This window comes from Olsenella sp. SW781 (assembly GCF_012027725.1).
Classification (GTDB): domain Bacteria; phylum Actinomycetota; class Coriobacteriia; order Coriobacteriales; family Atopobiaceae; genus Thermophilibacter.
In genome coordinates, this window is sequence record NZ_SJOU01000016.1 from 1 (window position 1) to 12,885 (window position 12,885).

The 12,885-nt window shown below is 69.3% G+C and carries 15 protein-coding genes, 1 tRNA gene and 1 pseudogene; 16 read left to right on the forward strand and 1 reads right to left on the reverse strand.

What is annotated here, in order from left to right; genetic code table 11:
* The 10 genes and pseudogenes from E0L17_RS09085 to E0L17_RS09130 form a co-directional block, all read left to right on the forward strand.
* Window positions 1–315, forward strand: a pseudogene (locus E0L17_RS09085) (hypothetical protein); the annotation flags it as partial.
* On the forward strand, window positions 315–509 hold the full coding sequence (locus tag E0L17_RS09090; RefSeq protein ID WP_167930924.1) for a hypothetical protein: 195 nt from the start codon (window positions 315–317) through the stop codon (window positions 507–509). The pseudogene E0L17_RS09085 and the gene E0L17_RS09090, both read left to right, overlap by 1 nt.
* A gap of 1 nt (window position 510) precedes the next feature.
* Window positions 511–984, forward strand: a complete 474-nt coding sequence (locus E0L17_RS09095; RefSeq protein ID WP_167930925.1) for a TadE/TadG family type IV pilus assembly protein — start codon at window positions 511–513, stop codon at window positions 982–984.
* 70 nt (window positions 985–1,054) lie between these two features.
* Complete coding sequence (locus tag E0L17_RS09100; RefSeq protein ID WP_167930926.1) at window positions 1,055–3,016, forward strand: hypothetical protein; 1,962 nt, start codon at window positions 1,055–1,057, stop codon at window positions 3,014–3,016.
* Window positions 3,016–3,492, forward strand: a complete 477-nt coding sequence (locus E0L17_RS09105) for a hypothetical protein (protein WP_286163404.1) — start codon at window positions 3,016–3,018, stop codon at window positions 3,490–3,492. Before E0L17_RS09100 ends, E0L17_RS09105 begins: the two co-directional genes overlap by 1 nt.
* The gene (locus E0L17_RS09110; protein ID WP_206109095.1) at window positions 3,493–3,849 is read left to right on the forward strand and encodes a DUF192 domain-containing protein; all 357 of its coding nucleotides are present in this window, start codon (window positions 3,493–3,495) and stop codon (window positions 3,847–3,849) included.
* 14 nt (window positions 3,850–3,863) lie between these two features.
* Window positions 3,864–4,400, forward strand: coding sequence for an FHA domain-containing protein (locus tag E0L17_RS09115; RefSeq protein ID WP_167930927.1), 537 nt, complete (start codon window positions 3,864–3,866; stop codon window positions 4,398–4,400).
* A gap of 4 nt (window positions 4,401–4,404) precedes the next feature.
* Window positions 4,405–4,980 carry an MPN domain-containing protein gene (locus tag E0L17_RS09120; RefSeq protein WP_167930928.1) on the forward strand — a complete coding sequence of 192 codons (576 nt, stop codon included), beginning with the start codon at window positions 4,405–4,407 and terminating at the stop codon, window positions 4,978–4,980.
* Window positions 4,964–5,215: a hypothetical protein gene (locus tag E0L17_RS09125; protein WP_167930929.1), complete on the forward strand. Its 252-nt coding sequence runs from the start codon at window positions 4,964–4,966 to the stop codon at window positions 5,213–5,215. Before E0L17_RS09120 ends, E0L17_RS09125 begins: the two co-directional genes overlap by 17 nt.
* A gap of 97 nt (window positions 5,216–5,312) precedes the next feature.
* Window positions 5,313–5,388 (forward strand) — tRNA-Phe (locus E0L17_RS09130).
* Window positions 5,389–5,467: 79 nt separating this feature from the next.
* On the opposite strand, the gene E0L17_RS09135 is transcribed toward E0L17_RS09130, so the two are convergent.
* On the reverse strand, window positions 5,468–5,812 hold the full coding sequence (locus E0L17_RS09135) for an acylphosphatase (protein WP_167930930.1): 345 nt from the start codon (window positions 5,810–5,812) through the stop codon (window positions 5,468–5,470).
* Between the two features lie 120 nt (window positions 5,813–5,932).
* Here E0L17_RS09135 and E0L17_RS09140 point away from each other — a divergent pair, with 120 nt between their 5' ends.
* The 6 genes from E0L17_RS09140 (at window position 5,933) to E0L17_RS09165 (ending at window position 12,774) form a co-directional block, all read left to right on the forward strand.
* Window positions 5,933–7,960 (forward strand): subtype A tannase, encoded by a 2,028-nt coding sequence (locus E0L17_RS09140; RefSeq protein ID WP_167930931.1) that lies wholly within the window; start codon window positions 5,933–5,935, stop codon window positions 7,958–7,960.
* Window positions 7,960–9,345, forward strand: coding sequence for a branched-chain amino acid transport system II carrier protein (brnQ, locus tag E0L17_RS09145; RefSeq protein WP_167930932.1), 1,386 nt, complete (start codon window positions 7,960–7,962; stop codon window positions 9,343–9,345). Before E0L17_RS09140 ends, brnQ begins: the two co-directional genes overlap by 1 nt.
* A gap of 25 nt (window positions 9,346–9,370) precedes the next feature.
* The gene (locus E0L17_RS09150) at window positions 9,371–10,072 is read left to right on the forward strand and encodes a peptidylprolyl isomerase (protein ID WP_167930933.1); all 702 of its coding nucleotides are present in this window, start codon (window positions 9,371–9,373) and stop codon (window positions 10,070–10,072) included.
* Window positions 10,073–10,315: 243 nt separating this feature from the next.
* Complete coding sequence (locus E0L17_RS09155; RefSeq protein WP_167930934.1) at window positions 10,316–10,816, forward strand: CarD family transcriptional regulator; 501 nt, start codon at window positions 10,316–10,318, stop codon at window positions 10,814–10,816.
* Between the two features lie 140 nt (window positions 10,817–10,956).
* Entirely contained in the window at window positions 10,957–11,259 is a 303-nt protein-coding gene (locus tag E0L17_RS09160) for an ACT domain-containing protein (RefSeq protein WP_167930935.1), read from the forward strand.
* 60 nt (window positions 11,260–11,319) lie between these two features.
* Window positions 11,320–12,774 carry a citrate synthase gene (locus E0L17_RS09165; protein ID WP_206109096.1) on the forward strand — a complete coding sequence of 485 codons (1,455 nt, stop codon included), beginning with the start codon at window positions 11,320–11,322 and terminating at the stop codon, window positions 12,772–12,774.
* Window positions 12,775–12,885: the final 111 nt, after the last annotated feature.

A 12,885-nucleotide genomic window follows, 5' to 3' on the forward strand; every position in this document is an offset into this window, starting at 1 on the left:
CGGCGGCAGCGCCAGGTGAGTACAAGGGACAGGCCCCGGAGCGCCGACGTCCCGACGGGGGCGCGGGTGACGAGGCATGAGAGCGGGCGGTCCGTCGTGGACGAGGGGGCGAGCGTGCTGGAGGGCTACCAGTCGCGCGGGGACTGCGTCCTCGCCCACGCGGGATACATCGATCTGGCGGGGAGGGTATGGGCATGCGTCGTGCAGGGAGCGGGATGGGCGGAGGTGTGCGTGGTGCAGGAGGGCGCATCCGGCGGGTGCGAGGTCGTCTCGTGGCGCATGGACGCAGGCGACGTCGATTCCGGGAGTCGCTGATGCGGTCGAGCTCCGGCCAGTCGACCCTCGAGTACATGCTCGTCCTTCTCGCCTTCATGGCCATGGTCTGCGCGCTCGCGCTCGTCTGGCATGCGGCGCGTGACGGGAGGCTGCTCGCGCTCGCCACGGGGGCGGCGTCGCATGGGACGGGCCAGGGGGCGGTCTTGCTCCTCAAAGACGTGGCGGCGTTCTGAGATGGGGCGCGAGCTCTCGAGGAGCGGCCAGTCGACGGTGGAGGCGGCGCTGCTCATTCCCGTGACGCTCACCATCGTTGCGCTTCTCGTGCAGCCGGCCTGCGTCCTGTACACGAGGTCGGTGATGTCGGCGACGGCCCACGAGCTCGCCCGCGTGGTCTCCACGAGCCGGGGGTCCGCCGACGAGGTGCGAGCGTACGCGCTCAGGAGGCTCGCGGCGGTTCCCGAGGCGCCGCTGTTCCACGAGGGCGGACCCGACGCGTGGGAGGTCGTCGCGGAGGGCCCGGACGACGCGGGGCGCGTGAGCGTGTCGGTCGAGGGGCGCGTGAGGCCGCTTCCGCTTCTCGGGGCGATTGTGTCCGCGCTGGGAACGGCGGAGGGCGACGCGGTGGTCGTGCGGGTCGAGGTGAGCTGCGACCTGCGGGCGAGCTGGATTGGGGGGAGCTATGACGAGTGGGTTGGCATGTGGGGCTGAGCCGCGGCCGGGACTCGCGCCCGTCCTCGGTCTCTTCAGGGATGACGAAGGGGGGTTCACGACCGTCGCGGTGGCGGTCTCTCTCATCCTCAGCCTGTCCCTCGTCTTCGCGGCGGCGAGCGCCACATGGGTGGCCGGGCGTTCCTCGGAGGTGCAGCGCGTGGCGGACGCCTGCGCCCTCGCGGGCGAGAACACGGTCGCGGCCTTCTCGACGGTCGTCCAGGTCGTTGACGCATGCGTACTCAGCATGGGGCTCGCGGGCGTCATTGTGCTCGGGGCGGGGCTCGTGGTCTCGTGCGTGCCCGGGCTCTCCGCCGCGGGGGCGGAGGTCACGTCGGCGGGCGGGAGGATACTTGAGGCCCGGAGGTCGTTCGCGGAAAACGCGGGGGAGGGGATCGAGCGCCTCGAGGCGACGCTCCCGCTGCTGATCGTGGCCAACTCGGCGTCATGCGTCGAGGCGAACGAGGCGGGCGGCGTCTCGTACACGGGCTGCGCGATTCCGTTCCCCACCGAGTCGCGCTCGGACTTCTCCGCCCTCGAGGCCGATGTCGACGAGGACGAGCTCGTCGAGCTCTCCGACAAGATGCGGGAGGTCTCCGACGAGGTCGACGAGGCGCAGAGGCGAGCGGAGGAGGCGAAGGAGCGTGCGTGGCGGGCGGACTGCGTCACCGAGCCCTATTGCCTGCGGGAGCGCGCGGCCTCCCTCGCGGGGCTCGGGGTCGGGGAGAACCCCCACTATCCGACGGTGGACGCGTGGACCTTCGGGGTCCCGCTCCTGCGCGCCCGCGCCTACTACGCCGCGCGCCTGGCCTCGGCCCACGTCGGGGGCTCCGGCGCGGAGGAGATCACGGACTCCGCCTGTCGGCGGGCGTTCTACGAGTACGCCCTCGAGGAGGTGCGGTCCGGCTCCTACGAGGAGCACGCTGACGGAACGGTGAGCGTCGACCTCCCGAGCCTCCCGAGAAACGCCGACCAGACGCGCGGGACCAGGCTCTACACCGATGCCATGTGGCCGTGCACCGTCGAGGGTGGCGTGCGCACGCTGCACTCGTCCACGCTCTGCCCGGGCGCCGGGGGAGCTCCATCCGGGAGCGCGTCGCTCGCGGACGCCGAGGCGGGGTCTGTTGCCACGTGCGACCAGTGCCGCATGGACATCGGGGACATGGGGCGCGTCGCCTCGGCGTCGACGTCCATAGCCAACGGGTTCGAGCACCACTGGCGCATCATCGTCGAGGCGTCGAGGGACTACGAGGCGGCGCGGCGGGACGAGGCGGCGGCGGAGGCGCGGCTGCAGGGGCTCGCGGAGCAGGGCGAGGGCGCGTTCGAGCGTGCGCTCGAGGAGCTCTCCGTCGCCCGGCCCACGCTCTGCCCTCCCGGCGCATGGGGGTGCGTCGCCGTGGTCGCGCGCTCGGGCTCGAGCGTCCCCTCAGAGCTGACCGCCTCGTTCCTCTCGTCCGCGGAGCTTCCCGACGGCGTCGCAGTGTCCGCCGCGGCGCTCGCCCCGGATGACGCCACGGCAGAGAACAACGTGCTCTCGAGCTTCTTCGACTCCCTCGGCGCGAGCGACTCGGCCCTCGGCGGCGCGCTCGACGGCGTGATGGGGCTTTGGGGGAGGCTGCTCGTCAGCTACGGCTCGGCGTACGAGAGCGTGGGAAGCGCCGGGTCTGAGTTTCTCGACGGGCTTGATGGGGTGCTCGGCGGAAGCGTGGGCGCGTGGCTGCGCGGGCGGCTCGAGCAGGTGCTGCGGGCCGCGGGCTTCGAGCCCGTTGACATGCGCCTGAGAAAGCCCGTGCTCACCAACACGCAGGACGTGCTCGACCAGGCGGGCCTCGGGCGGGTCTCGACCATTCGATCGCTCGTGAACGCCCTGCCCGACTCAGGATCTGCCCTCGACCTCGCCCATGCGGCGGGCCTCTGGCTCGTGGACGAGGTCGGGACGGACGAGTTCACCCTTGCCGAGATTCCCATCCCGGGGACCGAGCTCTCCATCCCGCTCACCATCGATCTCTCGAGGCTGGGAGGTGGCTCGTGATGTCGGGGCGTGCCGGCCGGGGGCTGGGGAGGCGCGGCCAGATGACCGTTGAGCTTGCGGTCGTCGTGCCCGTGGTCATCGTCGTGGCGCTCATCGTGCTCAACCTCATGTGGTTCGTCGACGCGTGCGCCGCGTTCGACCAGGCCGCGCTCGACGCCGTCGTGGCGCATGGGGTCTCGCCCGCGGGGGAGCAGACGGGCTCTGCCGCCGTCGCGCAGGTCAAGGCGGCGCTCGAGCAGGCGATGGGCAGGGAGGGCACCTGCGAGGTGGAGGTGAGCGCCCAGGCGGTGTCGGGCGGGGGAGAGGCGGCGTCCCTCGTCGTCTCCCCTCTGCTCACGCGCTATACCTGCACGCTCGTCTACCGGCCGTGGCCGCGGCTGCTGAGGATGCCGGGCGTGACGTACGAGGCGCCCCTCGCGCTCCGGCACGAGCGGGAGCTCGTCGTCGACCGCTATCGGCCAGGGGTGGTGGTCTGAGTGGGCGTCGTGAGGGTGCGCTCCGACGAGAGGCCCTGGCTCTGCCACGAGCTCGTGGTGCTCTCGACGTGGGCGGAGAGGCTGCGGGGGCTGCTCGGGACGGACGAGGGGGCGGCGCCCGTGATGCTCCTGCGGTGCGGCTCCGTCCACACGTTTGGCATGAGCTACCCAATCGACGTCGCGTTTGTTGGCGAGCGTGGGGAGGTCCTCGAGGTTCGCAGAGGGGTCGGCCCGGGGGAGCTCCTGTCAAACCCCGGCGCCGAGTGCACGATCGAGCGGCCGGCGAGCGAGGGACGGTGGGTCGATGAGGGCGAGCACCTGTGGGTCGTCTCGCTCTCCGTGCCGCCCGCCACATAGCGAAGGAGGAGACGATGGAACTGACGAGAAGCGCGCGGGGGAGCTACGAGACCAAGCTGTGCCCCCGCTGCGGGGCCGAGCTCTACGCGGACATGAGCGTCTGCTACGGGTGCCTCTATGACTTCACGCGGGACGTGGGGCATGCCCCCGGCGCACTGCCTTCTCCCGCGGGGGTGGCACCCTCGACCGATGCCCTTGGCGGCGACACGGAGGACCTCTCCGCCGCGGCGTCGCTCGCGCGGCGGAGGGGGAGGGAGGTCGGGGTCGTCGTCCGTACGGCGTCGGTCGACCTCTGGGTTCCCGTCCCCGGGGGCGGGACGTCCGTGGGGAGGGACCCGTCGAACGACGTCGTGCTCCACTCGCTCGCCGTCTCTCGACGCCACCTGAGCATGGTCCCGACGCCGGATGGCATGGAGGTCGAGGACCTGGGCTCCAAGAACCCCGCCACGTATCGGGGGAGAGACGTCGCCGGGCGCATCATCGTGCCCTATGGGGACGAGATAGACCTCTGCGGATGCCGCCTCGTCATGACCGGGCCCGAGGCGTCGTAGCGGCATGTCGGAAGAGGCTCCGTGGCGCGACGAGGGGACGCGCAGGGAGGTCGACTTCGGACGAGTCGGCAGCAAGTCGTATCGGGCACTCGTGAGACATGCGGCCGGCGAGCGTGCTGCGGATGCCGTCCTCGAGGGCATCAGGAGGATGCTGCGCCATCGCAGCGGAACGCCATACGAGGACCTCTACGTCCATGACATGCGGGACGGCTCGCTCGTGGGAAGTGTCGTGAACGCCCGGGCGCCAAAGAGGGTCGAGTTCACGGAGGGGCTGGCGAAGGCGACCTCGGAGGCCGTGGACGATGGGGCTGAGATCGCCATCGTCCACAATCATCCTGACGGCTTTCCTCCGTCTGCGGCAGACATACGCAGCCTCATCGCAAACCGCGCGAGGCGCTGCATCATCGCCTGCCACGACGGGAGCCTGTATGTCTTCGAGATAGTCGGCGATCCCGTGCCCGGGTATAGTATTGATGACGCAACAATTCGGATGCTCTCGCAGCTGCGTGGCGGGAGCGAGCCTGACTTGCTGAGGGGTTACGAGGAGAGTCTGGGGGTGCGAGTTGAGCATCTACGCTGAGGTTAACCGCAGGTTCCACGAACTGTATTGCGGCGATGATGACCGCAACGAGTTCGCCGAGATTCTCGAGAAGATGTCGCCAGAAGACCAAGGGCTCTGGCGGATGGAGGCGGAGTTCGAATTCTCCTACCGTGCCGGTCGAGGCAGCAGGTCCGGTTATGCAGAGGATGCCGAGCGCGCCATCATGGAGCGCTTCGCCGACGAGGAGGCGGCGCGCTCGGAAAGGGCGGCGTAGCCCCGTTCTTCTCGCCCGACCCTCTCCCCTGTGGAGGCGCCGGAAAAAAGTCTTTGACATGCCGGGCGAGTTTGGTATAGTAATTCCCGCACCAAATGGCTGGGTAGCTCAGTTGGTAGAGCAGGGGACTGAAAATCCCCGTGTCAGGGGTTCGACTCCCTTCCCCGCCACCAGAACTTTCGCAGGTCGGAGGCCATGTGTCTCCGACCTGCTTTGCTATCGGTGCAAGCCTCGCGCGAGAGGGCCACCCCCCTAGTAGCGCACCTCGAACTCGGTCTCGTCGGGGACGAGGGGGATGTCCTCCCGCTCGTCGACCGTGTAGCTGATGGGGTAGCGCCGATACGCCTCGAGCATGCGCGAGAAGAACGCGCCGACGTGCGCGGCGGCGCCCTGGATCTCCGCCGTGACCGACCCGTCGCTCTCGTTTCTCACCCAGCCCGTGAGGGAGAGCTCGCGGGCGACGCCCATCGAGGTCCAGCGGAAGCCCACGCCCTGGACCTGCCCCACGAAGCGCAGGCGCAGCCTGCGGGCGTCGTCGGGGAGCGGGGCGGCCGGGGCCTTCTCGGTCTGCGCCGACCTGCGTCTGAAGTTGAACATGACGCCTCCTCCCTGCCGTGGCTGTTCTGAATTGGTGTTCGCCCGCGGCGCACGGCCGCGCCGTCGGGCCGTTGCTTACAATAGTAGCCGCGAACGAACGCCCGCGCACAAGGAGGAACGATGGGCTGTACAAGAAGAGAGTTTCTCGCGCTGGCCTCGGCATCTGCCGCCGTTGGCCTTGCCGCCTGCACCCCCGAGGCGCAGCCGTCCGAGCCCGCCACCCCGGAGGAGCCCGGCGAGAAGAACCCCGACGTCGACCTCTCTGAGTTCGAGTCGCTCTCCATCGACGCCTCGAAGTGGCACTACGATGAGGACAACGACGTCTACTACCAGCTCGGGCTCACCTACTGCCTCTCCCCGGCGACCGAGACCTACGAGTCGCTCGCGATCTTCGTTCCCGGCGCCTACTTCACCGCCGAGAAGAAGGGCGACACCTACGCCTGCACCGTGAACGAGAAGGCCGTGGTGGGCAGTTTCACCCCCGCGACCGCGCCCATCCTCATGCCCATCAACACCGGTACGCTCTCGGCCCAGATGAGCCCCACGGTGTATGGCTACGAGGGGCTCGCCCCCTACCTCGAGGCCGGCTGCGTCTATGTCTACGCGGGCTTCCGCGGCCGGTCGGCCGGGTATGACACCGCCTCGGGCTCCGACGAGCTCTTCCCGGGCGGCTCTCCCTGGCCGGTCGTCGACCTCAAGGCGGCCGTCCGCTACCTGCGTTACAACGCCGGCGCCCTGCCGTGCGACGCGAGCCGCGTCTTCGTCTTCGGCTTCTCGGCCGGCGGCGGCGTGAGCGCCGTGCTCGGCTCCTCGGGCGATGCGGCCGAGTTCGCTCCCTACCTCGACTCCATCGGCGCTGTCACGCACGACGCCGAGGGCAACGCGGTCTCCGACGCCATCGCGGGAAGCGCCTCGTGGTGCCCCCTCACCTCCTTCGACGTCGCCGACGCCGCCTACGAGTGGGGGGCCGGCCAGTACGCGAGTGCCGACACCCGCGCGGAGGGCACCTGGACCCGCGCCCTCTCCCAGGACCTCGCCGCCGCCTACGGCGCCTGGGTGAACGAGATGGACCTGCGCTCCGCGGAGGACGAGCAGCTCACGCTCGACGAGACGGAGGCGGGCATCTTCGCGATGGGCTCCTACGCGAGCGCCCTTCTCGGCAACATCGACGACGCCGCGACCTACTTCGTGCAGAACACGGCGTTCCCGTACACCTACACCCCGCAGCGCCTCGAGGAGCCCACGTTCCCCGGCGACCCCAACCTCGTGGCGACCCGCGCCTCCGAGGCGGCCGCCCAGTCCGCCACGTCGACGCCGCAGGCCGAGGCGCAGGCGGACGGCACGGGGGAGGCCCCCGCGGACGGCGGGGCCGGGACGGACTCCGAGGCTGGAACCGAGGCCGGCGCCGACGAGACGGCCGAGGCTACCGAGACGGCCGACGCCGCCCCTGCCGCGTCGCCCACGAGCGCCGCGAGCGCTCTCACGGGCGTGGCTCAGGTCCAGTCGACGATCTACGACTCGGCCCAGAACTACTTCGCCGCCCTCAACAACGAGGGCTGGTGGATCAACTACAACCACCGCTCCCAGAGCGTCTCGGTGGCGAGCCTGCGCGACTTCTCCGTCAACCTGCGCCCGGCGAACTCCCCGGCGTCCCCCTTCGACCTGCCCAACCGCAGCTCGCGCACGAACCAGCTCTTCGGCATCGGCGAGGAGTCGACCCTGCACTTCGACGCCGTGGCGGCGGAGCTCGTCGCGGCGAACGTCGACGCGTACGCCACGTGCGAGGGGTGGAACCCCGAGTACGAGGCGGCATGGGAGGAGGACCTCGAGAAGGTCGACGCGCTCGAGACCGACATGGCCACGCGCGTGTCGATGATGAACCCGCTCTTCTGGCTGAGCGGCCACTACGCGGGCTACGGCCAGGCGTCCGTCGCCCCGCACTGGCGCGTCAACGAGGGCCTCTTCGACACCGACGCCCCGCTCGGGACCGCCGCCAACATCGTCTTCGCGCTGCGCAAGTACGACGGCGTCTCCGACGTCTCCTACACCCCCGTCTGGGGCCAGGGGCACGTCCTCGCCGAGAGGGCCGGCTCCGCGACGTCCAACCTCGTCGAGTGGGTCGTCTCCTGCTGCACGGCGGCGCAGTGATGTCGCAGGACTCGCAGGGGTCCTCCGCGTCCGATGACGCGCGGGGCGAGAAGAACGGCCTGCCCGCCCGCTCGCTCGCCCCGCGCCAGACCCTGTTCGTGGGCATCACGCTCTTCTCGATGTTCTTCGGCGCCGGCAACCTCATCCTGCCGCCGCTCCTCGGCGTCCAGGCGGGCTCGGACGGGCTGCCGGCGATTCTCGGCTTCTTCGTCACGGGGGTGGGCCTCCCGGTGCTCGGCATCGTCGCCGTTGCGCTCTCCGGCACGCTGCGCGACCTCGCGACGCGGGTCCACCCGACCTTCGCCCGGGTCTTCGTCGCCCTCGTCTACCTTGCCATCGGCCCCTGCCTCGCCATCCCGCGCACGGCGTCGACGGCCTTCGAGATGCTTGCCCCGCTGCTTCCCGAGGGGGTGTCGCTCGAGCTTGCCCGCCTGGCGTTCTCCGTGGCGTTCTTCGTGGTCGCCTACGTGCTCGCGCTGCACCCCGGGCGGCTGACGCGCCTGCTCGGGCGCGTCACCGGGCCCGCGCTGATCGCGCTGATCGTCGTGGTGGTGGCCTCGGCGCTCGTCTCCCTGCCCGGGATGACCCCCGCCCCAGCGCCCGTCGCTCCCTACGACGGCGCCCCGGCCGTGGCGGGCTTCCTCACGGGCTACCAGACGATGGACCTTCTCGCCTCGCTCACCTTCGGACTCGTGATAGCGACGAACGTCCGCGCCCTCGGCGTCACCGCGCCCCGTGACGTCACGCGCGCGGTGTGCGGCGCCGGCGTGATCGCGGGCGTCCTCATGATGGCGGTCTACGGCGGCCTCTGCGTGGTGGGATACGAGCTCTCCGCCGAGCTCGCGTCGGTCACGAACGGCGCCGTCGTCATCACCGCCTCGGCCTCGGCCCACTTCGGCCTCGCGGGGACGGCAATCGTGGCCGCCATCTTCCTGCTCGCGTGCCTGAACGTCTGCATCGGCCTCATCAGCTGCTGCGGCTCCTACTTCTCCGAGGAGCTCCCGCGTGTCTCGTACCGGGCGTGCGCGCTCGCCTTCGCTGCCTTCTCGTGCGCGGTCTCGAACCTCGGGCTGGACGCGATCATCTCGTTCTCCGCCACCCTGCTCGGCGCGCTCTACCCGCCCGCCATCGTGCTCGTGGCGATGGGACTGCTCCGTCGCCGCTGCGACGCGGTGCCGGCGGTCTGGCCCTGGACGGTTGGCGTCACGGTGGCGGTGAGCGCGGCCGAGGCCCTGCGCGACGCCCTCGCGCCCGCGCTCGCGCTTCCGCTCGACGTGCTGCCGCTCGCGGGCATGGGCCTGGGGTGGGTCCTTCCCGCCCTGCTCGCGGCCGCGCTCTCGTCCGCACTGTCCGTCCTGCTCCGGCGCCGCCACGCGCGCGACTGACCCGACCCCTCGTGAAAGGCTGACCATGACAAGATCAAGAAGCTGCACGCCCGTCCTTCTCGCCCTCGTGGCCGCCCTTGCGGTCTGCGCGCTCGTGCTGCTGCCCGGCTGCTCGCAGGGGGGTTCCCCGGCGGGGGAGGAGGCCGCCGAGGCCCAGGGCTCGGCCGACCAGGGGACTGAGGGCCAGGACGACGCCTCCTCCGACCTCGACCCCGACGACCCCTATGCGACGGGCGTCCATCACGCCACCATCGAGGTCGAGGGCTACGGCACCATCGAGGTCGCCCTCAACGCCAACGTGGCGCCCATCACGGTCTCCAACTTCTGCCACCTGGCAGAGCAGGGCTTCTATGACGGCCTCACGTTCCACCGCATCATCGAGGGCTTCATGATCCAGGGCGGCGACCCGTCGGGCGACGGCACGGGCGGCTCCGACGAGACCATCAAGGGCGAGTTCTCGGCCAACGGGGTGGAGAACAACATCCCGCACGTCCGCGGCATCATCTCCATGGCGCGCTCGTCCGACTACGACTCGGCGAGCTCCCAGTTCTTCATCGTGCAGGACACCTCCGACTCGCTTGACGGGCAGTATGCCGCCTTCGGCAACGTGACCTCGGGCATGGAGGTGGTCGACGCCATCTGCGAGAACACGCCCGTGGAGGACTCCAACGGGACCGTCGCTCCCGAGAACCAGCCCAAGATAGCCAAGATCTCCATCCTCGACTAGGAACGTCGCTCCTGGGCGGCGGGCCGCGGGCAGATGATGGCCAACAGGGCCGTCTATCTGGCCAAAGCCCGCCGCCCCTTTTCTGTTTTCAGCTTCTTTCTAGATATAGCCCTCCGGTAAGGAGAGTGTAAAAAACTAACTAATCTACTGATATATACGGATTAATGCAATAGTATTTCCGCAAACGGTATAAAAAAGCATCTTTTCGTGCTATACTCCTAGGAACACGAAAGGAGCATGCACATGTATGCCGTTGGAGACTACATCGTTCATCCCGGTCAGGGCGTCTGTCAGGTGAAGGATGTGACGGAGAGTCCCAATGCGCTCTACCAGCTGCTGCCTGTCGGGCAGCGGCATCCCGTCCACATCAGCTTCCCCGTGGCGAGCGAGGGTCGCCTGCGTCCCGTGCTCACGCGCGACGAGGCGGAGAAGATCATCGACGACTACCCCCGCATGCAGCTCGATGATTTTGCCGCGCGCAGCATATCCCTCGAGGAGGAGCACTTCAGAAACGAGATTCGCACCGGCACGTGCCGTGACTCGGTGAGGATCGTGAAGACCTTCCGCGCCCGGATCGAGGATCTCTCGCAGCGCAACAAGAAGCCACCCGTGGCCTATGAGCGCATTCTCAAGCAGGCGGAGGAGCGCTCCCGCCTGGAGATGTCCGTGGCGCTCGGGTGCGCTCCCGAGGACGTCGCCGCGCTCTTCGAGCGGGGCTCGGGAGACGTCGCGGCGCAGAACTAGGCCGCCTCGCCGCGGCACGTTCTTCTCGCCGCGCGCCGCAGCGGAGCGTTTCCGTTTGCGGTCAACCTCATGTGTTCGCTGTGAGGCCTCATGAGTCGCTCCTACAATGAGGGGACGCAACGACGTCTCGAGGAGGACACATGACGACTGACAGCACCGCGGCCGACCAGACCGTCGGCGGGCGCGCCATCATCACCGTTCTTGGCAGCGACCGGCCGGGTATCGTCGCGGCCGTGGCGGGAGCGCTCTCCGAGCGCGAGGCGAACATCTTGGACATCTCCCAGACGATCCTTCAGGGGACCTTCACGATGACGATGCTCGTCGACCTTGCCGGCGCCGAGTTCTCGGAGCTCAAGTCGACCCTCGACGCCCTGGCGGAGCGTCTTGGCGTCCAGATCAACCTCCAGCGCGAGGAGGTCTTCAAGTTCATGTACCGCCTGTAACGGCAGCTGAGCCAGGGGCAGGCCCTCGTGGCCCCGGCTCGCGGATAGAGAGGTCTGCCCATGATTCGCATTCCCAAGGGGGCCGGCTGGCCCATCCTCACCCCGCGCGAGACGTCCGCCTTCGAGCATGTGGCGGACGTCTACCCCATGCCGTCCGTGGGCGTGGAGCTCACGCGTGACTCCGAGCGCCTGTATCACGGCTACGAGTCCGTGGACGTGGTCCCCACCGAGCTCTACGAGAAGTACGACGTCAAGCGGGGCCTGCGTAACGCCGATGGGTCGGGAGTGCTCGTGGGCCTCACGACCATCTCCAACGTGCACGGCTACAACCGGACCGACCATGGCATCGAGCCCGACGACGGCGACCTGATCTATCGCGGCTACAGCGTGGGCGACCTCGTCGAGGCGGCGCAGCGCGAGGATCGCTTCGGCTACGAGGAGGTCGCGTACCTCCTGCTCACGGGCTCGCTGCCCACCCGTGCCGAGCTCGACGACTTCAGGGCGCGCATCGACTCGCGCAAGCAGCTCCCCGAGGGCTACCTGCACATCTTCCCGCGCGCCACGTACAGCCACAACATCATGAACGTCCTGCAGCGCGCAACGCTGCTCCTCTACGCCTTCGACCCCAACCCGGACGACACCTCGCCCGAGCACGAGATCGACGTCGCGCTCTCGCTCCTCGGCCGCTGGCCGCGCACGGCCGCCGTCGCGCACGCCGCCCACGTGGCCGAGCAGAATGACGAGCGTCTCATGGTCCCGCCCATCCGCGAGGGCTACTCGATGGCCGAGACCGTGCTTGACGTCCTGCGCAGCGACGAGGGCTTCTCGCATGAGGAGGCCATGCTGCTCGACGTCATGCTCATCCTGCACGCCGAGCACGGCGGCGGCAACAACTCCACCTTCACCACGCGCGTGCTCTCGTCCTCGGGGACCGACGCCTACTCCGCCTATGCCGCCGCCATCGGCTCGCTCAAGGGCCCCAAGCACGGCGGGGCCAACTTCAAGGCCGGCGACATGATCGAGGACGTCGCCGCCCACGTGCGCGACTGGTCCAACGACGACGAGGTGGCGGACTACCTCGCCAAGATCCTGCGCAAGGAGGCCTTCGACGGCGCCGGCCTGCTCTATGGCCTCGGCCACGCGGTCTACACCAAGACCGACCCGCGCGCCGAGATCATCCGCGGCTACGCGCGCCGGCTCGCGGAGGAGAAGGGCCAGGTCGAGAAGCTCGACCTCATCGCCAGCATCGAGCGCCTGGGCCCCCAGGTCATGCGCGACGTCCGCGGCATCACCAAGCCCATCAGCACCAACATCGACATGTACACGGGCTTCGTCTACTCGATGCTCGGAGTCCCGCAGGACCTCTTTACGCCCATCTTCGCGATGGCGCGCCTTGCCGGCTGGGCCGCGCACCGCATGGAGGAGCTCTACGGGTCCAGCCGCATCATCCGGCCGGCCTACAACTCCGTCATGCCCAACTCGGGCGAGTACGTGCCGCTGAACGAGCGCGGCTGAGCGTCCGGGCTTCAGGGCCCCTCGGTCAACATCAGGCATTCGACCGACATCAAAACTGGCCGCGCGTTTTTGGCACTTTTGCCCCCTTCAGACGGGAGAAAATGGCCAAAA

Excerpts from the sequence above, each read along its gene's own strand:
- E0L17_RS09135 (WP_167930930.1), bottom strand. The coding sequence starts at position 5,812 with ATGTTCAACTTCAGACGCAGGTCGGCGCAGACCGAGAAGGCCCCGGCC.
- brnQ (WP_167930932.1), top strand. The coding sequence starts at position 7,960 with ATGTCGCAGGACTCGCAGGGGTCCTCCGCGTCCGATGACGCGCGGGGC.
- E0L17_RS09155 (WP_167930934.1), top strand. The coding sequence starts at position 10,316 with ATGTATGCCGTTGGAGACTACATCGTTCATCCCGGTCAGGGCGTCTGT.
- E0L17_RS09120 (WP_167930928.1), top strand. The coding sequence starts at position 4,405 with ATGTCGGAAGAGGCTCCGTGGCGCGACGAGGGGACGCGCAGGGAGGTC.
- E0L17_RS09105 (WP_286163404.1), top strand. The coding sequence starts at position 3,016 with ATGTCGGGGCGTGCCGGCCGGGGGCTGGGGAGGCGCGGCCAGATGACC.
- E0L17_RS09090 (WP_167930924.1), top strand. The coding sequence starts at position 315 with ATGCGGTCGAGCTCCGGCCAGTCGACCCTCGAGTACATGCTCGTCCTT.
- E0L17_RS09165 (WP_206109096.1), top strand. The coding sequence starts at position 11,320 with ATGATTCGCATTCCCAAGGGGGCCGGCTGGCCCATCCTCACCCCGCGC.
- E0L17_RS09160 (WP_167930935.1), top strand. The coding sequence starts at position 10,957 with ATGACGACTGACAGCACCGCGGCCGACCAGACCGTCGGCGGGCGCGCC.
- E0L17_RS09150 (WP_167930933.1), top strand. The coding sequence starts at position 9,371 with ATGACAAGATCAAGAAGCTGCACGCCCGTCCTTCTCGCCCTCGTGGCC.
- E0L17_RS09095 (WP_167930925.1), top strand. The coding sequence starts at position 511 with ATGGGGCGCGAGCTCTCGAGGAGCGGCCAGTCGACGGTGGAGGCGGCG.
- E0L17_RS09115 (WP_167930927.1), top strand. The coding sequence starts at position 3,864 with ATGGAACTGACGAGAAGCGCGCGGGGGAGCTACGAGACCAAGCTGTGC.
- E0L17_RS09140 (WP_167930931.1), top strand. The coding sequence starts at position 5,933 with ATGGGCTGTACAAGAAGAGAGTTTCTCGCGCTGGCCTCGGCATCTGCC.